We start from the raw sequence: 18,277 nt of genomic DNA on the forward strand, positions 1-18,277 counted from the left end.
GCTTTAGACCTCCGGATCACTCGTACAGCCTGGTCAGTATCGAAAGTACAACACACCTAGTGCGCCTGGATCTTCCGGTCGCTTGTTTTTCTTTGTTAATGCTGGAAGATCAATGCTCTTGACGTTCTTCCAGCCGAACCCCTGGAAAATGCCTTCAGCAAGACGGACAAATCCAGTCATTTTTCCCGCAACTCTATACGCGATCAAACCGAAAATCGCCATGGACCCTAATCCCCCTAAAGCGCACATTACGAAAATCCCCTTCCAGTCATCAATGGACTTTACCAGCGCCATTAATACCGTAATGACGCACCCCGTCAGTACCAGTGCCCCACCTGCGATGAGCCACCACTTGGCGAAAGCTTTGTAGTGTGCGTATCGTCCGCGACTGCAGTGAGGGTGAAGTGCCACAATCCGGTCAGTAAGGCGGCGAATGCCATATCCTTGCCACACATCACCCCAACGCTCAGCCACTACCTCGACTTCGTCTCCATCCTCGAAGACTGAAACCCAAACCCATGCCCTAACCTGTTTTCCATCCAGTTCGAACTCCAGCAGATCCGCTTCTTCGGTGGTGTCCATGGCCATACCGGATAGACCGGTGGCAATGCCACCCAAGCCTGCGAGACCTGCAGCGATGGCCGTGCCGCCCATCTTCGCCCGATCCTCCGGAGTGAAGAAGAAGTCCTGGCTACAGCGCGTCTTCCGCAAATTCTGAACACGACCGCGTAGTAGTTGTGTCGACGACATATCAGTTGTCTTCATTCCGAGCCCTCGTCCGCCTCTAAACCGACCGATTTCAATGCCTTTTCGAATTCTTCGTGCTGCTTATCCGCAGGCCAGGCGGGCTTGTTAGGCGCTTGTCCGAACGCGCATTTCTCCATCCACGTCTGTAAATCGTTATCTGAGAAATACCAGATGAGCAACTGAATCACCGTAATAACCACCGCGACTTCCCAGCCAGCCATGAACAGCACGGCACGACCGATCAGAAGTAGCGCACCACGTTCGCCAACAACCACACCGGCTTCCGCCGCCGCCTCACCTATCGCAACCTTTCCAACGGCATTTGCAGCCTTCGACTTGGCGAACCACCCTTCGAGCCATCCAGACCCAGCACCTGCTTTAGCGGCGGTGCCAGCCATTGCCTCATTTCGAGCAGTCGCCCCAGCGATTCCCGCCCCTACCTTCCCCAGCCACGCAACACTGCGACCGCCGCTTACGCGCGCAATTAGTGGTGCCGACGAAGTCATAGCGGTCAGAAGGTTAGCAGTGGCCCCCGCCAAGCCGAGCGTCCCTTTTATGAAGTAAAGGGAAGAAAATCCTGCCCGTCCCTTACCTACCTGCTCCGCACCTTTTCCAAAGTCCACGACGGCCGCGATCGCCGCAGCGCTTCCGCTCAAATAGCCCGTTATCGCCTTCAGATTCGCCAATGTCTGCGCCGCATCCTTTGCCATCGCAGTCATCGCCTTTGTCGATGCCTGCAGACACGCCGATGTCGCGGAGAAGCCACTGCCGAACAGCAGCGCATAGTCTTCGCCGTTCTTGTCAGCCTTCGCCAGGCTGGCGGTGAAGCAGAACACCTCGATGATGGCCAGCGTCGATGCTATGCGAATAGGATGGACGGCTTCCGCCCCCTCTGAGGTCAATCGTACGGCGTTCCATTTTGCACGTAACAGCTTGCCGTCATCGTCCTCGGCGAGCGCCTGCAAGGTCTGCGCATAGGCTTCCGCGGCGGCAACGCCCCGCGCGCGTAAAGCCTTGTAGCCGGCCTGCAGCTTCGCCCTCATCGCCGGCTCGACTTTGGCCGACTCCCTGACGAGACCAATCGTATCCTTCTGGCTGATTCCGATGCGCATGAGCAAGGCGCCGCGAATCATGTAGGCTCCCGCGCAATCTGCAACCTTTCCCATCAACGTCCACTTGAACAACGCGTCCCCGATGGTGACAATGAGCCGGTCTGTCCTGAATTTCTTCAGTGCGTACTCGGTCGCCGAGATGGGTTGCTCGTGCTCCTTTACTTCACCCATCTTTTCCCGGAATTCGACGAAGGTCTTCAGCTTCTCCAGCACTTTGGCTACTGTCTCCATGCTTTCGCCGACTTGCTCCATCGTCGTCGACTTGTGCGCGGTAGCCTGCGCGAGCAATTCCTTGATCTCTACCTTCGGCTGGGCCTGGTTGTAGGCGAACGCACGCCATACGAGACTTGTCGGCTGGGTAGGATCGGTCTGATTCACCAGATCGACGACTACCTCTGCACCTTTCTCTTCAGACGGCAGACCGGTAATCGCTTCATTCACCACTCCTTCGAACGCCAGGCCGTTGGCAACATCGTTTTCGTGATAATCGTGCAGCGTCGCCATGAGCAGGGGTGCCTTGAGCCACGCCGCGACATCGGCAGTACGGTGGCCCTGCAACTCGGCAACGGCCTTCTGGATCGACTCGAACCATGGCTTGAACCCTTTGTATTTCGACAGGTTCAGCTTCTTCTCGTACTTCGGCCATTCGGCGTCACCAATCTTCTTCGCCTCGGCAGGACTGATCCGCCCGGCGTCCTCGATGCGCTTTGCCGAAGCGGCTTCTTCCTCGGGCGATTGCAGGACGGGCATCACGGCCTCACCCGCCATCGGTGCACTCATGAAGCCTTCCCAGGCCGCCTGGCGCGCGGAACGCCAACGTCCCGTCGACGCAACCGCACCATTACGGACGGCCTTTTCTGCAGCACCAACCGAGTCCAACGCGTCTATCTGCACGGCGCGCTCCCGCACATAGACGGCGAGCATACTTCCCGCGTCGTTGCGAAAGCCGTTCAACTCGTGGACGTTTCCGATCGCATCCCACAGCGCCAGCAGCATGGGAGGATGATGCTGGCCAGCCTTTGTCGCGCCAACGGTATGCATGAGCTTCACCAGCGCTGCACTGGCTGAAAGGGGCGTTGCCTGGCGGATCGCCAGCGGATAGCGCGTCGCCTCCTGTCGCACAAGCGACGGATCGTAACGCCCGGTCGCATCGGACAGCGTGTGTCCCGGCGACTGAAACGGAGGCGGCTGCAACAGTTTGGGATCAAAGCCCGGCATGTACTCGATCACCTCGTCGATGCCTTGTTCCGTGGCGATTGCCGCGTGACTGTTCGTCCCGCCTGCAATCCACTTCGCCGGCTCGATGCACTGCATCCGCTTTTTCCGCAACGCTGCATCCGACGCGTACTGCTTGAAGATGTCGTCGTGCCAGGGGTATTCGGAAAACGCGATATAGACCTCGCCACACTTCTCCGGCCGTTCGATCGCAATGATGTCCATCGGCACAGCGACCGCACACTGCGCGCACGCCGGATGGGTAACCGGAACCTGGGGCAACGGTAGTGATTGCTTCCAGAGCCGGCCATCGGCCGTGACCTTGTACGCTTCCCAATAGTTACTGCCTCTCGCGCCCTTCACATAGAAGAGGTATAGCCATCCCTCGCGGAGAATCCGGACACCATAGCGATGCTCGCTCAGCGCGACATCCGTCACCCCGTGCCCGCTGATACCTGCGGGAATCTTTGCCGCGACAGTCGAAGGCAGAACGGTGTATCGCACCGGCAAAATTGGCAGCCCCGTCTTCTGGCAGTTTGCGCATTGGGTTTCTGTGGTAGCCATGGCGAGCTGTTCTTTACATTATTGATCGGGTAGCAGACCCTGCCGGGCCGGCCTGCGCGCTGTCATCTCATTCTCCACGTTTGATTTCCTCAATCTCTTCGTCGGAAAGTTCGCTGACGAGCCAGGAATACTGGTCATCAGGCGAGAGTCGCGACAGGAGTGCGCGCACCCTGGGGTGCGCATCGAAACGCGGATGCCAGACGAGGGCATGGCGAATGAAGGCAACCAGGTCTTCAGGGTCCGTCAGCCCATTTCGACCGGCACGCAACGCCGCCGCCACCGCCGTATCGATCTCGCTCGGACGAGGCTGGCGTCCGGTTTCATGCATGTGCAGCGCAACGGCTTTGTTGATAAAGCCGTGCAGCCGGATAGCAAACCATTGTTCGGGCTCAATCTGCAGCTCGGATTGAAGCGCCTGATCGCTCGTATAGGCGTGCAGCCGGCCGCACGCGTCTGGAGCATGCCACGCCGCGACGGGGCCAAGCAGCACCTGCTGCTGCCCCGCGCTGAGGGCGCCCCAAAGAAGAGCGAGTGCGCGGCTATCGTAGAAGCGCAGAAGACACGTGGTCCCCTGATCATCTTTCTGCAACACCAGATGGGACCAATGCGCTGCTATGTCGTCCAGTGATGCGTTGCTCGTCAGCCAGCCGCCAATGCGTTGTCCCTGCCCACGCGCGATACGCGCCGGCTCGCGATCCTCAGCCGCCAGACGGACGCTTTCCCGCAACAGACGCGCACCCTCGGGAGCGGAAAGATCCAGCTCGAGGAGGTAGGGCGAATGCTCCGGCGGAAAAGCGTCATGCACGACAGGTACGGTTGCCCGTGGCTGCTCACTGAAGACGATCCCTGATTCCGGTCGATCGACCAAAGCTCGACACGCGGGGTCCACCACGAGCACGCAACGCGAATCACCGCGCTTGCGGAAATGCTCGCGAAGCTCGGCGGTCATCTGCGCGACTGGGTCGACTGCATCTGGATTTAAGCGAGCATCTGCGCCCTTACGATCGAAGTCCATGGCGCTCAATCCAGTGCGACGCTCGATGCGCTATCTGCGGCCGCCGATGCGGTCTTCCATGCACAGCCCTTCGCGACGCTCGCCACCTGCGCCGGCATGCGCATCGTCGATGCGCCGGGTTTGTCCCACGACGCACATTTTTCGAGAATTTGCCCGGATGTGCCGTTTTCGATCATGTCGGCCGTGATACGGATGTACGAGCCCCCAGCACCGATCCAGATTTCCTTGTCGGCCGACAGAACCAGCTTGCCGCTCGAACTGGTAATCGTCACGTCGTTGAGCGCAGACAGCGCCATCGCGTCACCCTGGGCCTGAATTTCGACCTTTCCCTTCGCCGCGAAAAGCTTCATGCCGGCGTTCTGCGCAAACAGGCTCACCTTTTCCATCACGCTGGCAATCAGCGACTTGCCGGCGGCAAGATGCGTGCTCTTACCGCTCACGATATTGACATGCTGGTTCGCCGTGATCTGCGTTGAATCGTGGGTCGACAAGCCCATGCCGGCGGGACTCGCCACGAGCATGACGGGCGTCGCGAATCCATTCGCGTTGCCCGTGCCGCCTCCGGCCGTGCGCCCGCCAGTACCGGCGCTGCCAGACATGCTGTACTGGGTGGCGTCGGTAAACTTCTTCAAGGCGTCCTGCGCCTCCTGCAGGCTTTCCGCCCGATTCTCGGTACTGGCCTGGGAAGCGAGCTCCATCACGCTTTCCGCGCTCGCGAGTTGCTCAGTTGCAGGGCTTACATTGAGAGGCTGCGCGACCGATGCCGGATGAGTCGAAACAAATAACCCTTGTCCTGCGCGGATCGCACCGTAGGCGTCCGACTTCAGATCAAAGCCGCTACCCAGATAGGCGCCACGCGTATTGTCCGTCTGCTGGATGAGATACCCCAGGTGCAGATGCGACTGGTAGCTGCTCGAGTACAGCTGCACGCGATTCTGCGTGGTCGAATCGTCCATGACGAGCTGGTTGTACCCGCTGCCGCCATACTCCTTCGAGCGGTACCCCGACAACAGTCCGTTTGTGTGCCAGACAGGCTGTGTCGCGCCGCCGTACATCCGCGCGATGATCACTGGACGGTCGCAATCGCCCTCCATGAAGCCGACGACCACTTCGTCGCCCTTTCGCAGTGGCTGGATACCGCCGCGTGTCGAGCCCGCATCCGGAAATGCTGGCCGTACCCAGCACGAAGCGCGTTCGTCCTGCCCGTTACGGCGGTTCCACTGGAACCACACCTTCACACGGTTCAACGAGTCCGTGTAGACCTCTTCCCCCTGGGGACCGGCCACAATCGCGTTCTGCAATTGCATGACCGGCTTTCTGTGCTCGAACGGACTGCGGAAGGGCACCTGGCGCCGCTGCGCCTCCACCATCACGCGAAAGTGTCCTGCACTTCCGTCCGGATGAGTGACAGTCGCGCCGTCACTTACCTGGGAAAGCTCGGCGCCCAGACTCTCAGGGAACTCGGCTACCCCGTCCATCCCAGCCAGATTATTGCGGATCGACCAGTCGACCGTGAGCAGCACAAACTCGCGGTCCGGCTGGCTTCCCGCATCGTGCACTGGGTGTCCACGGAGCTCGAAACGCCTGCCAGGCAATGCGCAACGTAACGCGCCCACTCCGTGGAACCGCTTCATCCGCGACATTCGCTCTTCCAGCCGGATCTGCGCCTGCCTCGAACCCTGATCGCGGTCCGACCACGTGTACGCGCCGGTGTAGTCGTACACCTCGCCGTACGCAGGCTGCTCGCCGTCTTCACTGGTGCCGGTCTGCACCTCGCGGGTGAGATCGGGCCGTTTGTAGTCGAACGTGCGCGTGGTGAGCTGTGCGCTCTCCATCTGAAGCTGTTCTTTCCATTGCGTAAAACCGTCCAACTCATCGCCGATTTCCATCCGACCGAACTGGACAACCGGCTGCCTGAGCGTCGGGACTGAATAAACGTCATCGATAAACACCGCCGTATGCGACCGCCCGTTGTCTGCCTGCTCGAAGTAAGCGAATACGCCTACCTCTTCCAGGCTTCGATGCACGAAGTTCCAGTCGTATTCCCACTGCACGCGGGTCGAGTACGAAGGCATGGGGCGTTGCAGCGCGAAGCGGAACGCTCCACGAGCTTGCGGGTGCTGATCGAATACGTCGGTCAGGATCTGCTCACCCGTCTGCTCCTGCCAGTCACGCATGTCGCGGCGCAAGCGGAGGAAATACAGCCAGGACGAGAAACGCAGCTGATAAAAGGTGAGCGGACCGTCCGAACCGAGCCGGCTGAAGCGGTGCACATAACCGTGGAAGGGAAGATACGAACCGTCTGTTTGCTGAAGCCATAGCGTCACCGGTTTGCCCAGTAACGCATTGAGTTCGATCTGGCTGCCACGCGCCGAAACCGCATCAATTACAAATTCGTAATCCCGGCCGAGTCTGGCCGTTCCCTTTACATAGAGCGGCAATAACCAATCGACGCCGAGCGGCGTATCAAGCTTGACCAGGCGATTGTATTGCGCGTCGCCGAGACGCAACGTCTTATAAAGCGCGGTGTGGCTCATGCAGCTCGCCCTTGGTTGGTATTCGGTTGGGTTTCTGCCGAGCGCTGATTATAGATGCCATTTGGACCACCACAATAGTGGGAGAGCGGCAATTTATCTTTCTTTAATAAATTAACGGCCAAACTTTGCGAGGTAATAAATTCCCACCTGGAAAATATCAGGAAAAAATTTCCTATGCTGGTAATGCAGATTTTTTGAACCACATATCACCTGCCTGAGCACGGCCATCTGAGGCCGCTCCGCCGCTGCAATCCCGCAGCGGCGCACTTCGCCCAGGAGGCTCCGTGAATCCTTCCCTTCACCCTGCACTACTCGCTGCCATGGCGCTCGCGCTCGTGGCCGTGCCTGCCGCCATCGCGTGGCTCGTGATGCGCCGCCGCGCACCGACGCCACCCTCACCTGTCGGGCCGCCGCCTGCCAGTGCCGCACGCGCCACACCACCCCGCACCTGCCCGCCTCCCTCTGCCTTCGACGAGGGCAACGAGTGGGAAGCGTTCGCGCCGTATCCCGACCATGCACTGCACGCGGCGCACTCATTTGCCTCGCCCCTCACTCCGGAGCCGGTTCGCGAACGCCGCACCGGCTTCCACGATGAGCCTGCGTTTGAGCCACCCCCGCCCGACACAGAAACTCCCATACAGCCTGTCCGCGATACGCCACCCGATCCCGACGGCACGTTCTCCCCTTTCTTTCCGTGGCCGGGCAGCGGTGCGGATTCATCCACCGCTGCCGCAGCGGCACGCTGTCCGCACTGCGACTCGACGCGGATCGACACACTGGATGTGGGACGCAGGACGGGCGGCACCATCGGCAGCGTGGCAGGCGCGACCGGCGGGTTCGCCATGGCGCTGTCGGGTGCCGAAACGGGCGCCGCAGTGGGCGCCATCGGCGGTCCTGTGGGCTCCATCTTTGGCGGCCTTGCGGGTGCCGTGATCGCCGGTCTGCTGGGCAGTGCCGCCGGCTGCGCTGCCGGCTCCGCTGTCGGAGCGGCCATTGACGACAACCTGCTCCCGAACTACCGGTGCCGCGCATGCGGACACGTCTTCGGCGCACACATCCATTGAAGTACCACCACACATGTGGCCGGGCGCAGCTGTCGTCACACACAGGAGTTCCACAATGTTCAACCTCTTTCACCGCGCAGCGTGGTCGTCACACCGGGAGGACACGGGCCATGCATGAACCGCCCGGTACCGGCAGAGGCCAGGCCTGTCCTCACTGCCAGTCAACGCGTACGGAACCGCGTCACGTCGCGCGGCGCATCGGCGGTGCAGTCGGCGCCGCAGCGGGTGCAGGGGGCGCCGTCGCCGTTGCCCTGTCCGGTGCCGAAGCCGGCGCGGCGGCCGGCATGATCGGCGGCCCGCTGGGCAGCGTGGCCGGCGCGATCCTGGCAGGGTTCGTGGCGGGCGCGGCAGGCTGCGCCACCGGAGCGGCCTTCGGCGATACCGTCGACCAGAAGGTCCTCGACAACTGGCGGTGTCTTGCCTGCGCACGCACCTTCAGCATCCAGCCGCGCTAACGCACCACTGGCCCTTACGTTTCCTGTATCCATTTATTGCGCCCGGCCCTGTGCCGGGCTTTATGCATTTCGTTCACAAAGGAGTTCCACATGCATCTCGTACAAACAATGGCTTATGCTGGTGGAGAGCCGTGGCATGGCCTTGGCAACAGACTCGCCCCCAACCAGCCGCTCGAAGTCTGGAGCCGCGCCGCCGGCATGGACTGGACCATCGAGGAAGCCGAAGTGCGCTTCGTCGCCAGCGGCAACCGCAACCTCGGCGCCATCCACGCGTTTCCCGAACAGAAGGTGCTCTACCGCTCGGACACGAAGGCGCCGCTGTCCGTTGTGTCGGCGCGCTACAACGTGGTTCAGCCCGCGCAGATACTCGAGTTCTACCGCGACCTCACGGAGGTGGGCGGCTTTGAGCTTGAAACAGCCGGTGTGCTGAAAGATGGCAAGAAACTGTGGGCGCTCGCGAAGACGGGACAGTCGGCCACGCTCAAGGGCCGCGATACCGTCAACGGCTATCTGCTGCTCGCCACAGCCTGTGACGGATCGCTGGCGACGACCGCGCAATTCACCAGCGTACGCGTGGTCTGTAACAACACACTCGCCATCGCCCTGGGCGACGGCACTGGCGCCGTGAAGGTGCCGCACCGCTCGCAGTTCGACGCGGCGGCCGTGAAACGTCAGCTCGGCATCGCCGTGTCTTCGTGGGATGCCTTTATGGTGCGTATGAAGGCGCTGTCGGAGCGCAAGGTTTCCGATGCCGCCGCAGAGAAGTTCCTGCGGCGCGTGCTCACGTACTCGCCGGCCGCAACGGCGGACCGTGACGCCGTTGCAGTGAATGAGCGCGCCATCAAGGCGGTGGGCCAGCTGTATGCCGGGCGCGGCAAGGGTGCCGATCTCGCTTCCGCTTCGGGCAGCGCGTGGGGCCTGGTGAATGCCGTGACGGAATACGTGGACCACCATCGTCGCGCGCGCAGTGAGGATCACCGGCTCGATGCTGCGTGGTTCGGTGCAGGTGCGGCGCTCAAGCAGAAGGCGTGGGATGAAGCGCTGCGGCTCGTCGTGTAGTTCCTCCCCGTTCCCTTCAACACCGGCCCGGTCAGGTTCGCCTGCCGGGCCTTCGCACTTCTGGAGACGCCATGAGCGCGACACAACCCGACGGGCCACGCAGGCGGCCCGCATTGAGGCTCGTCGAAACGAAGCACCTGGAACGCGAAGACTGGCTCGCCGTGCGCCGTACCGGCATCGGCGGCTCGGATGCCGCTGCTGCCGTCGGCCTCAATCCGTACATGAGCCCGCTCGAACTGTGGCTCGACAAGACGGGACGGGCCGAGGGCATGCCGCGTCCTTCACCGGACGATACGACCTCGCCCACCTACTGGGGAACGCTGCTCGAACCCATCGTGGCCGCGTCGTACACGAAGCAGACCGGCAATCGCGTGCGGCGGGTCAATGCGGTACTGCGGCATCCCACCATCCCCTGGATGCTCGCCAACGTTGACCGGGAAGTCGTAGGTTGCCGGGACATCCAGCTGCTGGAGTGCAAGACCGCCGGCGAGTTTGGCGCGCGGCTGTGGCGGGAAGGTGTGCCGGAGTACGTCGAACTGCAGGTGCAGCACCAGCTTGCGGTGACGGGCAAGACGGCGGCGCACGTCGCCGTGCTGCTGTGTGGTCAGGCGCTGGAAGTGTTCCGCATCGGGCGTGACGACGCGCTGATTGCACGGCTCATCGAGCTTGAGCAGCAATTCTGGCGCTACGTCGAGACCGACACGCCACCGCCAGCCGACGGGTCGGAGTCGGCAGAGCGTGCGCTGCGGCATCTGTATCCGGGCAACGGCGGCACCGTCGACTTTACCGATGACCGGCGGCTGTCGTCCGTGTTCGCCGATCTCGTTGCGGTGCGGGCCGAGATCGAACAGCGCGAGGCCCAGGAAGCGCTGCTGAAACAGACGCTTATCCAGGCCATGGGCGAGGCCACGCGTGCGGTGTTCGAGACCGGCGCCGTGTCGTTCAGGCGCAGCCGCGATTCGTCCACCGTCGACCTCAGGCGGCTGCTTGCCGATCACCCCGAGTTCGAAACGCAGTACGCCATGGACCGGCCCGGTTCGCGGCGCTTTCTGGTTTCCACCTGATTCCCCCTTCACTGTCCATTTCGAGGACCATCATGCTCAAGGGACTTTCCATTACACCACCGGTTGTCGGCAGGATTTCTATCGGGCGCATCGTAGAGAAGGGCGGCAAACGCATGCCCGAGAAGGACGACCAGTTCACGTTGACTACCCAGGTGCAGCAGCGCGGCGAATGGCTGCTGCATCCGCTCAACGAACAGCTGCGCAAGGCCACCACCGGCAAGCTGCGCGCCATCCCCGTGCGCATGCTGTTCAACGCTCCCGACCTGAACCTGCGGGCGGATTACTCACTGTTCGACCGCGACACGGGACGGCCCGTGTGCGTGGGCGACGGCCATACCTGCCGGCGCACCGGTGTGGACGGCAACGGCATCGAAACCCTGCCCTGCCCGTCTCCGGACGGCTGCGCCTTCGGCACGCAGGGCGGCTGCAAGCCGTATGCGCGGCTCAACGTCATCATCGGCGACGAGGACGAGATGGGCTCGTTCATCTTCCGCACCACCTCGTACAACTCGATCCGCACGCTCGCCGCGCGTCTTCACTACTTCAGTGCCGTATCGGGCAACCTGCTTGCCTGTCTGCCGCTGGAGCTGAAGCTGCGGGGCAAGTCGACGACGCAAAGCTACAGGTCGGCGATCTATTACGTGGATCTCGGTGTGCGTTCGGGCAGCACGCTCGAACAGGCGCTGGTGGAAGCGCGGGAGCTGGATGCACGCCGCCGCGCTGCGGGCTTCGATCAGGCAGCGCTCGATGCCGCTGCACGTGCGGGGTTCGCCAATGGCGCATTCGAGGACAGTCCCGACGAGCGCGCCGCCGTGGCGGAAGAATTCTATCCAGACGCGGCGCCGGGCACCTCCGTATCGCCGGAAGCCTCTGTTGGCGACCCGCCACCTTCTACCGATACATCGCCGAAGCCCACGCTGCGCGAGAAGCTGGACCGCAAGGCCGTGCTGCTCGGCGGCAAGGCGGCATGAGCGTGCGGCGCTGGACAGCTACTCTCGCTGCTGCCGCCACCGCGACCGCGCTCAGCCTGTCGGTGCTGGCCGGCTGGCAGCGCGGCGGCACGCTGCCCGAGCGCATCGTCTGGGTCGCCACGGGCGTGGTGCTTGTCGTGAGCGCCCATCTGCTGCCTGCGCTCGTCCATGACACGCCGCCTCACGTGCGCGTCATGGGTAGCGTCCTGTGGGCCGCGTGTCTCGCGACAGCATGTTACGGGCACGCGGTCTTCTTTGTTCTCGCGCAGCAGCATGCGGGAGAACAGCGGGCCACGACGGTGGCGGTTACGCCGGTCACCACGCCCGCGCGAAACCTCACGGCGGTGATGGCAGACCGTGCAGCCGTGGTGCGGCAGCTCGCGTGGATCGATGCGCAGCGCTGTTCCCGCGACTGTACCGCGCGTGCCGCCCGTCACGCGACGCTGGCCGCGCGACTCGACGCGCTCGATGCGGAAGCGGGCGACGTGCGACGAAGCCAGGCAGCAGACGACCGGGTAGTCGCGCAGCGCGATGCGTTACTCGCCGATCCGGTCACGTCGCGACTCGCGGCGTTACTCGGGACCACGACTGCACGCGTCGATCTGCTCTCGGGGCTGGCGTTCGCCGCCGTCCTGGAAGGCGTCGCGTGCCTGCTGTGGTGGCTGGCGCTGTCGCCACCATCGCGGCCTGCGCCGTTACCGGGAGTCGTCGCAACGGTCGCGCCGGTCGCAGGCGTGACTGATGCGACGGGCGTGGCAGCCACGGCAGTCGCGGACAGTCACGTCGGCGTGACGGCCAGTCGCGAAGCGGTAGCGGAGAGTCGTGCGGAAGTAACGGCGGGTCACCAAGCCGTGACTCACAGTCGCGACGATCCGCTGCCCGACACTGTTGTCTCCGGTGACGACGTGGCTCGTCTCGCCGATGACATCGCGGCCGGTCGTGTGCGTCCGACCGTCGCCGACATCAGGCGTCATCTCGGCTGTTCCCAGTCGCGCGCCATCGCACTGCGCCGCCAGCTCGCCGCGCTTTCGCCTGCGGCATAACACCGACCTCGCGCCCGGCTCCGTCTTCCCTTTCGTTTCCATCGACGCGCCTGCATCCGGTCCTGCCGGAGGCACGCGCACATCTGCACCTGGAGCACTGTCATGACCACACGCAACGAACCGCGCAGTGAACCATTCGCCTACTGCTACGGTAATTCCGAATACGGCTACGGGCGCATCATCGTCGAGCTGCGCAACTACGTCGTCAACGCCTTCGGCGACGCCTACATGGGCGACATCCGCATCCGCTGCTCGTTCAGCGAACAGTTCGGGGATGCCTACGCCTTCGAACTCGAATACCACTCGCACATCGGCGCGCGACTGAACGAGCTGCGCGCCGCCGTGCGCAAGATGGCCGTCATCAGCCGCAGGCTCACCGCCTGCAACGAAAAGCTGGGCCATACGGACGACTTCGCCGAGTACGCGCACCGCGCGCTCGTCGCTGCGGGCATCACGCGTGTTCACGTCGATCCGAAGTTCGGGCTGTCGGGCGGTTCGCCGTCTGTCACCGCGCTTCCCACGTTCGACACGTCCGATGCCGACGGCGTGAAGCACGCCATCGGGCTGCTCGTGCAGGAAGGACTGCGGCGCTACGCGAAGCAGCCGGTTCAGCAGGCTGCGTGAGCGTGCAGTTATCCATCACGCCCGCTGCGGCGGGCTCCACTTCTCTTCCATCATGGATACCACCGATCTGGTTCAGAGCATCAGCATCACCAGTCTGGCGAACCAGCGCACCGCTGTAATTGAACGCGTGCGCCAGGCGCTCGATCTGCTGTGCGAGGCGCAGGAACTCGCCAAAGCTGCCCACCTGGGCTTTCCGAGGCTCGTGCTCGACGAAGTCTATGCCTGCCGTGGCAGGCCATCCGTTACCGGCGACTACGCGAAGCGCGACGAGGCCGAAGCCGCCATCGTTCGCGTCATCGACGTGCGCGGCTGGAGTTACCTGCTGTCCGAATCGGGCGTGCGCACCTTCATGGATGCACAGGCCCGTGAGCAGTGGGACCGGCAGCTTGCCGAAGGCGACGTGCCCGAACTCACCGCCGCCACCATCGAGGCCACCTTCACGCAGCTGTATGGCGCGCGCGGCGACATGTTCGAACGCGGCGTGATCCAGTGCTTCAGGCGGCTGTCGTGGAACTACAAAACGAATGAGCCGTTCCGCTTCGGCAAACGGATCATCGTGCGCTGCCTGCTCAGCTCCGGTTTCCCCAATCACCGCGTCACCAACGAACTGGACGACCTGGTTCGCGTGTTCTCGATACTCGACGGCAAGGCCGAACCCGATCACCGGCAGGGCGCGTATGGCCTTGTTTCGGATGCCCGGCATGCGCGGAAGACCGGGGCCGAGAACGCCTACTTCCATCTCCGGTGGTTCAGGAATGGCAACGGGCACGTGACGTTCAAACGTGCTGATCTGGTGGAGAAGATGAACCTGATCCTCGCGAAGCACTACCCGAACGCCCTCGCCTCGGAAGTCCGCTAGTTCCGCCCGGCGCCTCGCCGCGCCACACCTGCCTTAACCCATTTCACCTGTTCCTGCGATCCAGCGCCCGGCTCCTGCCGGAGGCCTGCGCTCGCCCTTTCCTGGAGTCCTTCACCATGACACCCGTTATTGCCCCGCTCAGGCAGCTGTGGGCTGCGCTCTGCCGCGCGAAGCAACGCCAGCTGCCGACCTACTGCTACGCCGACCTGCTGGTGCGGCATGAGCCCGAACGGTTCAACGCCATCGAGGTTCACGGCGCCAGGCAACGCACCGATCCCGACGATCCGCTCTGGAGCTGGTGCGAGATCGACCGCGACGCCCCGGCGCTTTTCAGCGTCTTCCTGCGGTGCGCCGACGGCCACCTCGTGTGCTGCGCCGACCCGACGACGCACGCGGATGCGCTGCATTGCGCACAGGTCGTGGGCCGCCGCTACGGCTGGCCGGTCCATGACGGCAACACGACCCAGACGCGCCGGGGCCGGTAACGGTCCTGCCGCCCTCTCTCTTTCTGGACACGTCTCCGGCCGGTCCGGAGGCATGTTCCTGCCTGGAGCAAACAACATGAATCTTCCTTCCACACGTCTGGCTGGGCCGCGCTTCCGACCCGGCCGCATTCTCGCCACGCCGGCTGCCGTCGAAGCCATCGCCGATGCGCGGGTCTCGATCCTCGATCTGCTCGTACGCCATCTGCGCGGTGACTGGGGCGACCTGTGCCAGTCCGACCGCGAGCAGAACGAACTCGCCGTCGATGCAGGCCTGCGCGTGCTGTCGAGCTACGTGCTGCCCAACGGCCAGACCGTATGGGTCATCACGGAGTGGGACCGCTCCGCGACAACTTTTCTCCTGCCGGGAGACTACTGAGATGCTGATCCAGAAATTCCATGCCGCACTGTATCCCAGCGAATCGCCTGCGGTTGCTGCCACCGGCGCCAAGCTCTTCAGCCACCAGGGCCACTGGGACGGCGGCAGTACCCTGCACTGCGTCGCGATGGCGCTCGCGCTGCTGGGTAAGATCGGTGATCCAGTGTGGCTGCCGTATCACGAGGACGGCGCCGAGCGCGCCGTGTGGGACCACGCGTGGCCGCATTACCTGCACGGGCTCACGCTGTCGGAGCTCGCCAGCTTCATCGCCGAACTCAATATTGGCGTGCGGCCTGTGATGCGCGACGGAAGCGTCGCTTCCATCCTGCGTTTCAGTGAGAGAGAACTCGCGGCGGGCAACCCCGTGATCGTGGGCTGGAACCAGCCGCATCCGGTGAGCGCACATGCGGCGCTCGTCGTGGGCGTTGAGGGACTCCAGAACGGGCGCAGCTTCGACGCGCATTCATTGCTGCTGCTCGATCCGGCCTGCAATGCACCCGTGCTCGCAGGCTTCAATGCGAGGCTGGACCGGCATGGCGACGAAGGGACGATTTACCGGTCGTCAAACGCGGCACGGGCCATCTGCCTGAGAGGCGTTGTGTCGATCGGGGCTATCGCCACCGGCGACACAGCTACTGCTGCATGATCGTGGGCGGGCGCCGCGTTTGCGCGGCGCCTGCGACACAGCAATCCGCCGGATTTCCGCAGTCGACCCTGAGCGGTCGTTGTTGCCGAAACGAGAAATGTCCGAATGCCGGCGCACAACGGCTATCCGGCATCAAGTCCGTGAGGAGGTGCTCTTGCGCTGTACTGACGGCCCTGCGCTTGCTCCGATGCCCTCCCGTAACCATTGAATCACCTCAAGTACCTCCGGCCTTCGTTCCTGCCTTGCCGTGACGATGTAATTCGCGAGCGGGCTCGCGACCGTGCGCCGGTCTAACCGAACGAGTTTGCTTTGTTGCAGCCACGCTGCTGCAAGCGGCAGACGGGCCAACGCGATACCCAATCCTGATTCCGCCGCAGACAGGACCAACGTGTAATCCTCGAAACGTCGGTCGTGTGGCCGTCCCTTGAGTGAAACGTCGTGGCCGTGGAACCACGTACGCCAGCCCGTCAGGTCCGAATCGTGGAGCAGAGGGTGCGCCAGTAACCCGTCAGGGCCGGTTCGCCTTAGTTTTGCGGCGGTGTCAGGATGCGCCACTGGGGACAGCATTTCCGGCAATAACAATTCGGCATGCAGGCCTGGCCAGTGCCCCCGGCCATAGCGAATCGCGAGGTCAGCTTCCCCGCCGGAAATGTCCGCGTTACGCGAACCGACATCAAGCTGAATCCTGGGCGGATTCGGGCCGGCTTCGAGCGCGGCAAGCCGCTTGAAGAGCCAGAGCTGCGCGAATGAAGAGACAACGCTCATGCGTACCAGTCTTGCGCTTTGACGTGTACGCCATTGGTCGGCGGCGCCATCGATGATGTCGAATGCCTGCACCACCTGTCCGACAAAGCGCTGCCCGTCTGGTGTGAGCGTGACTCCGCGACCGTGCCGTTCGAAGAGCGGCACGCCAAGCCAGTTTTCGACAGCGGCAATGCGCCGGCTGACCGCCCCGTGCGTAATGTCGCTGGCCGTGGCTGCTGCACTGAACGATCCTGCGTGAGCGACCAGACAGACAGTTTCGAGGTTGGCAAGCGGCGGCCGGGCTTTCTGGATGTGCTTCAAATTCACACCTCGCTATCGAACTGTGCGCTAGCTTATCAGACAGCCTGCCCCTCAAAATATGGTCTTCCAGCCTCTTTCCTGGCCTGTGGAGACTCCATGAATATCTCGTCGGCTCTCATCGCCATCCTCGTGGCCCTTTTGCTCGGCGCGATAAGCCCCGGGCCAAGCTTCGTTCTGGTTGTCAGAAATTCGCTCGGGTTATCACGTCGGGACGGACTTGCCACCGCAATAGGAATGGGCGTCGGGGGAGTGTGCTTCAGCGGAGTCGCCCTGGCGGGACTCTATACGCTGCTGAACAGCGTGGAATGGCTATACGGCGGGCTCAAGATCGCCGGTGGCACCTATCTGCTCTATCTCGCTCTGGGAATCTGGCGCGGATCATCGTCGTCGATTGTGATTGCCGGCAATCGGCCTGAAGCGAAGCCGAGCACGGGCAGATCGTTCTGGACGGGGTTGACCACCCAGTTGACCAATCCCAAGACAGCGATTGTCTACGGCAGCATTTTCGCGGCGCTATTGCCGCAGCATCCACCTTTGTGGTGCTACATCGCGTTGCCGCCGCTTGTCTTTGCCGTCGAGGCGGGGTGGTACGCTACCGTCGCGGTATGTTTTTCGGGTGACGGTCTTCGGCACAGGTACCTGAACGCAAAGATCTGGATAGACCGCTGCGCTTCAGCAGCGATAGCCGCGCTCGGATTGCGCCTGATACTCGCCGTGTATAGACGAACCGATGTTTTGCACTGAGGCGGGCATGGGAATGTCTGGCTGGCAGATGTGCGTCTGCTATCCGCAGCCAATCGGCCACCGCACGTAGAAGAACCAGCGGCAGAAACTGGCCGACCAGTGCCCCATGACCGGGCACGGCGATCGTCTTGGGCACGGTTCTCATGCAAAGGGGATAAAGCGACCCGCTCCTGCCCTTCGGCCGTTGAGTGACCCAGCGGCCGCTATGGGTACGATCTGCGCCGGTCGCTTGCGCCGGGCGGCAGCCGGCCGAGTTCGGCCAGAAGCGGCCAGTCGACACCGGCACGTAGATCGTCAACACCCATTAGCGGGCCCGGTGTCAAGCGAGCAAACAATACCTCCGACTGGCGCGCAGCGGTTTCGATTTCAATTCCCGAATGCAGTTGCGGGACGCACCCGTTTCTTCAATACTTGGCTGCGACGGATCGCGCCAAACACCCATTAGGATCAAGCGAAGGAGCGTGCTACGTTTGCCCGTCGCCCTGGTGGCTTTACCACCCCGGAAGAATGTTGGTGCCGCAACATGTCCATCGGGTTCGCACAATACTCGTGGTTGCCAAACCTTCGGCACCAATCTACGGCTGGCTCGCGTTGCAGGCGATCCGCTTTCTGCACATCGGGGACGGCGGCAC

The 18,277-nt window shown here is 62.9% G+C and carries 17 protein-coding genes; 12 read left to right on the top strand and 5 right to left on the bottom strand.

Annotated features, from left to right (window positions below; genetic code table 11):
• Nucleotides 1–33: 33 nt before the first annotated feature.
• The 4 genes from P2869_RS11535 to P2869_RS11550 form a co-directional block, all read right to left on the bottom strand.
• Complete coding sequence (locus tag P2869_RS11535) at nt 34–765, bottom strand: putative type VI secretion system effector (RefSeq protein WP_277596543.1); 732 nt, start codon at nt 763–765, stop codon at nt 34–36.
• Nucleotides 762–3,638, bottom strand: a complete 2,877-nt coding sequence (locus P2869_RS11540) for a T6SS effector BTH_I2691 family protein (RefSeq protein ID WP_277596544.1) — start codon at nt 3,636–3,638, stop codon at nt 762–764. Before P2869_RS11540 ends, P2869_RS11535 begins: the two co-directional genes overlap by 4 nt.
• Before the next feature lie 67 nt (nt 3,639–3,705).
• Entirely contained in the window at nt 3,706–4,653 is a 948-nt protein-coding gene (locus tag P2869_RS11545) for a DUF4123 domain-containing protein (protein ID WP_277596545.1), read from the bottom strand.
• Nucleotides 4,654–4,658: 5 nt separating this feature from the next.
• Nucleotides 4,659–7,190 carry a type VI secretion system Vgr family protein gene (locus tag P2869_RS11550; RefSeq protein ID WP_277596546.1) on the bottom strand — a complete coding sequence of 844 codons (2,532 nt, stop codon included), beginning with the start codon at nt 7,188–7,190 and terminating at the stop codon, nt 4,659–4,661.
• 284 nt (nt 7,191–7,474) lie between these two features.
• On the opposite strand from P2869_RS11550, the gene P2869_RS11555 reads away from it, so the two are divergent.
• From P2869_RS11555 to P2869_RS11605, 11 genes are all read left to right on the top strand, one after another.
• Nucleotides 7,475–8,254, top strand: coding sequence for a hypothetical protein (locus tag P2869_RS11555; protein WP_277596547.1), 780 nt, complete (start codon nt 7,475–7,477; stop codon nt 8,252–8,254).
• A 110-nt stretch (nt 8,255–8,364) separates the two neighbouring features.
• Complete coding sequence (locus tag P2869_RS11560; RefSeq protein ID WP_277596548.1) at nt 8,365–8,709, top strand: hypothetical protein; 345 nt, start codon at nt 8,365–8,367, stop codon at nt 8,707–8,709.
• A 90-nt stretch (nt 8,710–8,799) separates the two neighbouring features.
• Nucleotides 8,800–9,768: a DUF932 domain-containing protein gene (locus tag P2869_RS11565; protein ID WP_277596549.1), complete on the top strand. Its 969-nt coding sequence runs from the start codon at nt 8,800–8,802 to the stop codon at nt 9,766–9,768.
• A gap of 71 nt (nt 9,769–9,839) precedes the next feature.
• The gene (locus tag P2869_RS11570; RefSeq protein ID WP_277596550.1) at nt 9,840–10,832 is read left to right on the top strand and encodes a lambda-exonuclease family protein; all 993 of its coding nucleotides are present in this window, start codon (nt 9,840–9,842) and stop codon (nt 10,830–10,832) included.
• Nucleotides 10,833–10,864: 32 nt separating this feature from the next.
• Nucleotides 10,865–11,803: a phage capsid protein gene (locus tag P2869_RS11575; RefSeq protein ID WP_076903711.1), complete on the top strand. Its 939-nt coding sequence runs from the start codon at nt 10,865–10,867 to the stop codon at nt 11,801–11,803.
• Nucleotides 11,800–12,846 carry a hypothetical protein gene (locus tag P2869_RS11580; protein WP_277596551.1) on the top strand — a complete coding sequence of 349 codons (1,047 nt, stop codon included), beginning with the start codon at nt 11,800–11,802 and terminating at the stop codon, nt 12,844–12,846. Before P2869_RS11575 ends, P2869_RS11580 begins: the two co-directional genes overlap by 4 nt.
• A 102-nt stretch (nt 12,847–12,948) precedes the next feature.
• Complete coding sequence (locus P2869_RS11585; RefSeq protein ID WP_277596552.1) at nt 12,949–13,470, top strand: hypothetical protein; 522 nt, start codon at nt 12,949–12,951, stop codon at nt 13,468–13,470.
• A 52-nt stretch (nt 13,471–13,522) separates the two neighbouring features.
• Nucleotides 13,523–14,329: a DUF4942 domain-containing protein gene (locus P2869_RS11590; protein WP_277596553.1), complete on the top strand. Its 807-nt coding sequence runs from the start codon at nt 13,523–13,525 to the stop codon at nt 14,327–14,329.
• A gap of 116 nt (nt 14,330–14,445) precedes the next feature.
• Nucleotides 14,446–14,814 carry a hypothetical protein gene (locus P2869_RS11595; protein WP_277596554.1) on the top strand — a complete coding sequence of 123 codons (369 nt, stop codon included), beginning with the start codon at nt 14,446–14,448 and terminating at the stop codon, nt 14,812–14,814.
• A 76-nt stretch (nt 14,815–14,890) separates the two neighbouring features.
• The gene (locus P2869_RS11600; protein WP_277596555.1) at nt 14,891–15,190 is read left to right on the top strand and encodes a hypothetical protein; all 300 of its coding nucleotides are present in this window, start codon (nt 14,891–14,893) and stop codon (nt 15,188–15,190) included.
• A 1-nt stretch (nt 15,191) separates the two neighbouring features.
• Nucleotides 15,192–15,836, top strand: coding sequence for a hypothetical protein (locus P2869_RS11605; RefSeq protein ID WP_277596556.1), 645 nt, complete (start codon nt 15,192–15,194; stop codon nt 15,834–15,836).
• 132 nt (nt 15,837–15,968) lie between these two features.
• On the opposite strand, the gene P2869_RS11610 is transcribed toward P2869_RS11605, so the two are convergent.
• Nucleotides 15,969–16,901, bottom strand: coding sequence for a LysR substrate-binding domain-containing protein (locus P2869_RS11610; RefSeq protein ID WP_277596557.1), 933 nt, complete (start codon nt 16,899–16,901; stop codon nt 15,969–15,971).
• Nucleotides 16,902–16,997: 96 nt separating this feature from the next.
• Here P2869_RS11610 and P2869_RS11615 point away from each other — a divergent pair, with 96 nt between their 5' ends.
• Complete coding sequence (locus tag P2869_RS11615; protein ID WP_277596558.1) at nt 16,998–17,645, top strand: LysE family translocator; 648 nt, start codon at nt 16,998–17,000, stop codon at nt 17,643–17,645.
• The last annotated feature ends 632 nt before the right edge of the window (nt 17,646–18,277 follow it).

Source organism: Paraburkholderia sp. SUR17, assembly GCF_029536165.1.
Classification (GTDB): domain Bacteria; phylum Pseudomonadota; class Gammaproteobacteria; order Burkholderiales; family Burkholderiaceae; genus Paraburkholderia; species Paraburkholderia kururiensis.

What these genes read in the sequence shown, in the direction of transcription:
- P2869_RS11550 (WP_277596546.1), bottom strand. Translation starts at nt 7,190, where the DNA reads ATGAGCCACACCGCGCTTTATAAGACGTTGCGTCTCGGCGACGCGCAA.
- P2869_RS11590 (WP_277596553.1), top strand. Translation starts at nt 13,523, where the DNA reads ATGGATACCACCGATCTGGTTCAGAGCATCAGCATCACCAGTCTGGCG.
- P2869_RS11585 (WP_277596552.1), top strand. Translation starts at nt 12,949, where the DNA reads ATGACCACACGCAACGAACCGCGCAGTGAACCATTCGCCTACTGCTAC.
- P2869_RS11565 (WP_277596549.1), top strand. Translation starts at nt 8,800, where the DNA reads ATGCATCTCGTACAAACAATGGCTTATGCTGGTGGAGAGCCGTGGCAT.
- P2869_RS11595 (WP_277596554.1), top strand. Translation starts at nt 14,446, where the DNA reads ATGACACCCGTTATTGCCCCGCTCAGGCAGCTGTGGGCTGCGCTCTGC.
- P2869_RS11580 (WP_277596551.1), top strand. Translation starts at nt 11,800, where the DNA reads ATGAGCGTGCGGCGCTGGACAGCTACTCTCGCTGCTGCCGCCACCGCG.
- P2869_RS11535 (WP_277596543.1), bottom strand. Translation starts at nt 765, where the DNA reads ATGAAGACAACTGATATGTCGTCGACACAACTACTACGCGGTCGTGTT.
- P2869_RS11545 (WP_277596545.1), bottom strand. Translation starts at nt 4,653, where the DNA reads ATGGACTTCGATCGTAAGGGCGCAGATGCTCGCTTAAATCCAGATGCA.
- P2869_RS11615 (WP_277596558.1), top strand. Translation starts at nt 16,998, where the DNA reads ATGAATATCTCGTCGGCTCTCATCGCCATCCTCGTGGCCCTTTTGCTC.
- P2869_RS11600 (WP_277596555.1), top strand. Translation starts at nt 14,891, where the DNA reads ATGAATCTTCCTTCCACACGTCTGGCTGGGCCGCGCTTCCGACCCGGC.
- P2869_RS11570 (WP_277596550.1), top strand. Translation starts at nt 9,840, where the DNA reads ATGAGCGCGACACAACCCGACGGGCCACGCAGGCGGCCCGCATTGAGG.
- P2869_RS11575 (WP_076903711.1), top strand. Translation starts at nt 10,865, where the DNA reads ATGCTCAAGGGACTTTCCATTACACCACCGGTTGTCGGCAGGATTTCT.
- P2869_RS11605 (WP_277596556.1), top strand. Translation starts at nt 15,192, where the DNA reads ATGCTGATCCAGAAATTCCATGCCGCACTGTATCCCAGCGAATCGCCT.
- P2869_RS11560 (WP_277596548.1), top strand. Translation starts at nt 8,365, where the DNA reads ATGCATGAACCGCCCGGTACCGGCAGAGGCCAGGCCTGTCCTCACTGC.
- P2869_RS11540 (WP_277596544.1), bottom strand. Translation starts at nt 3,638, where the DNA reads ATGGCTACCACAGAAACCCAATGCGCAAACTGCCAGAAGACGGGGCTG.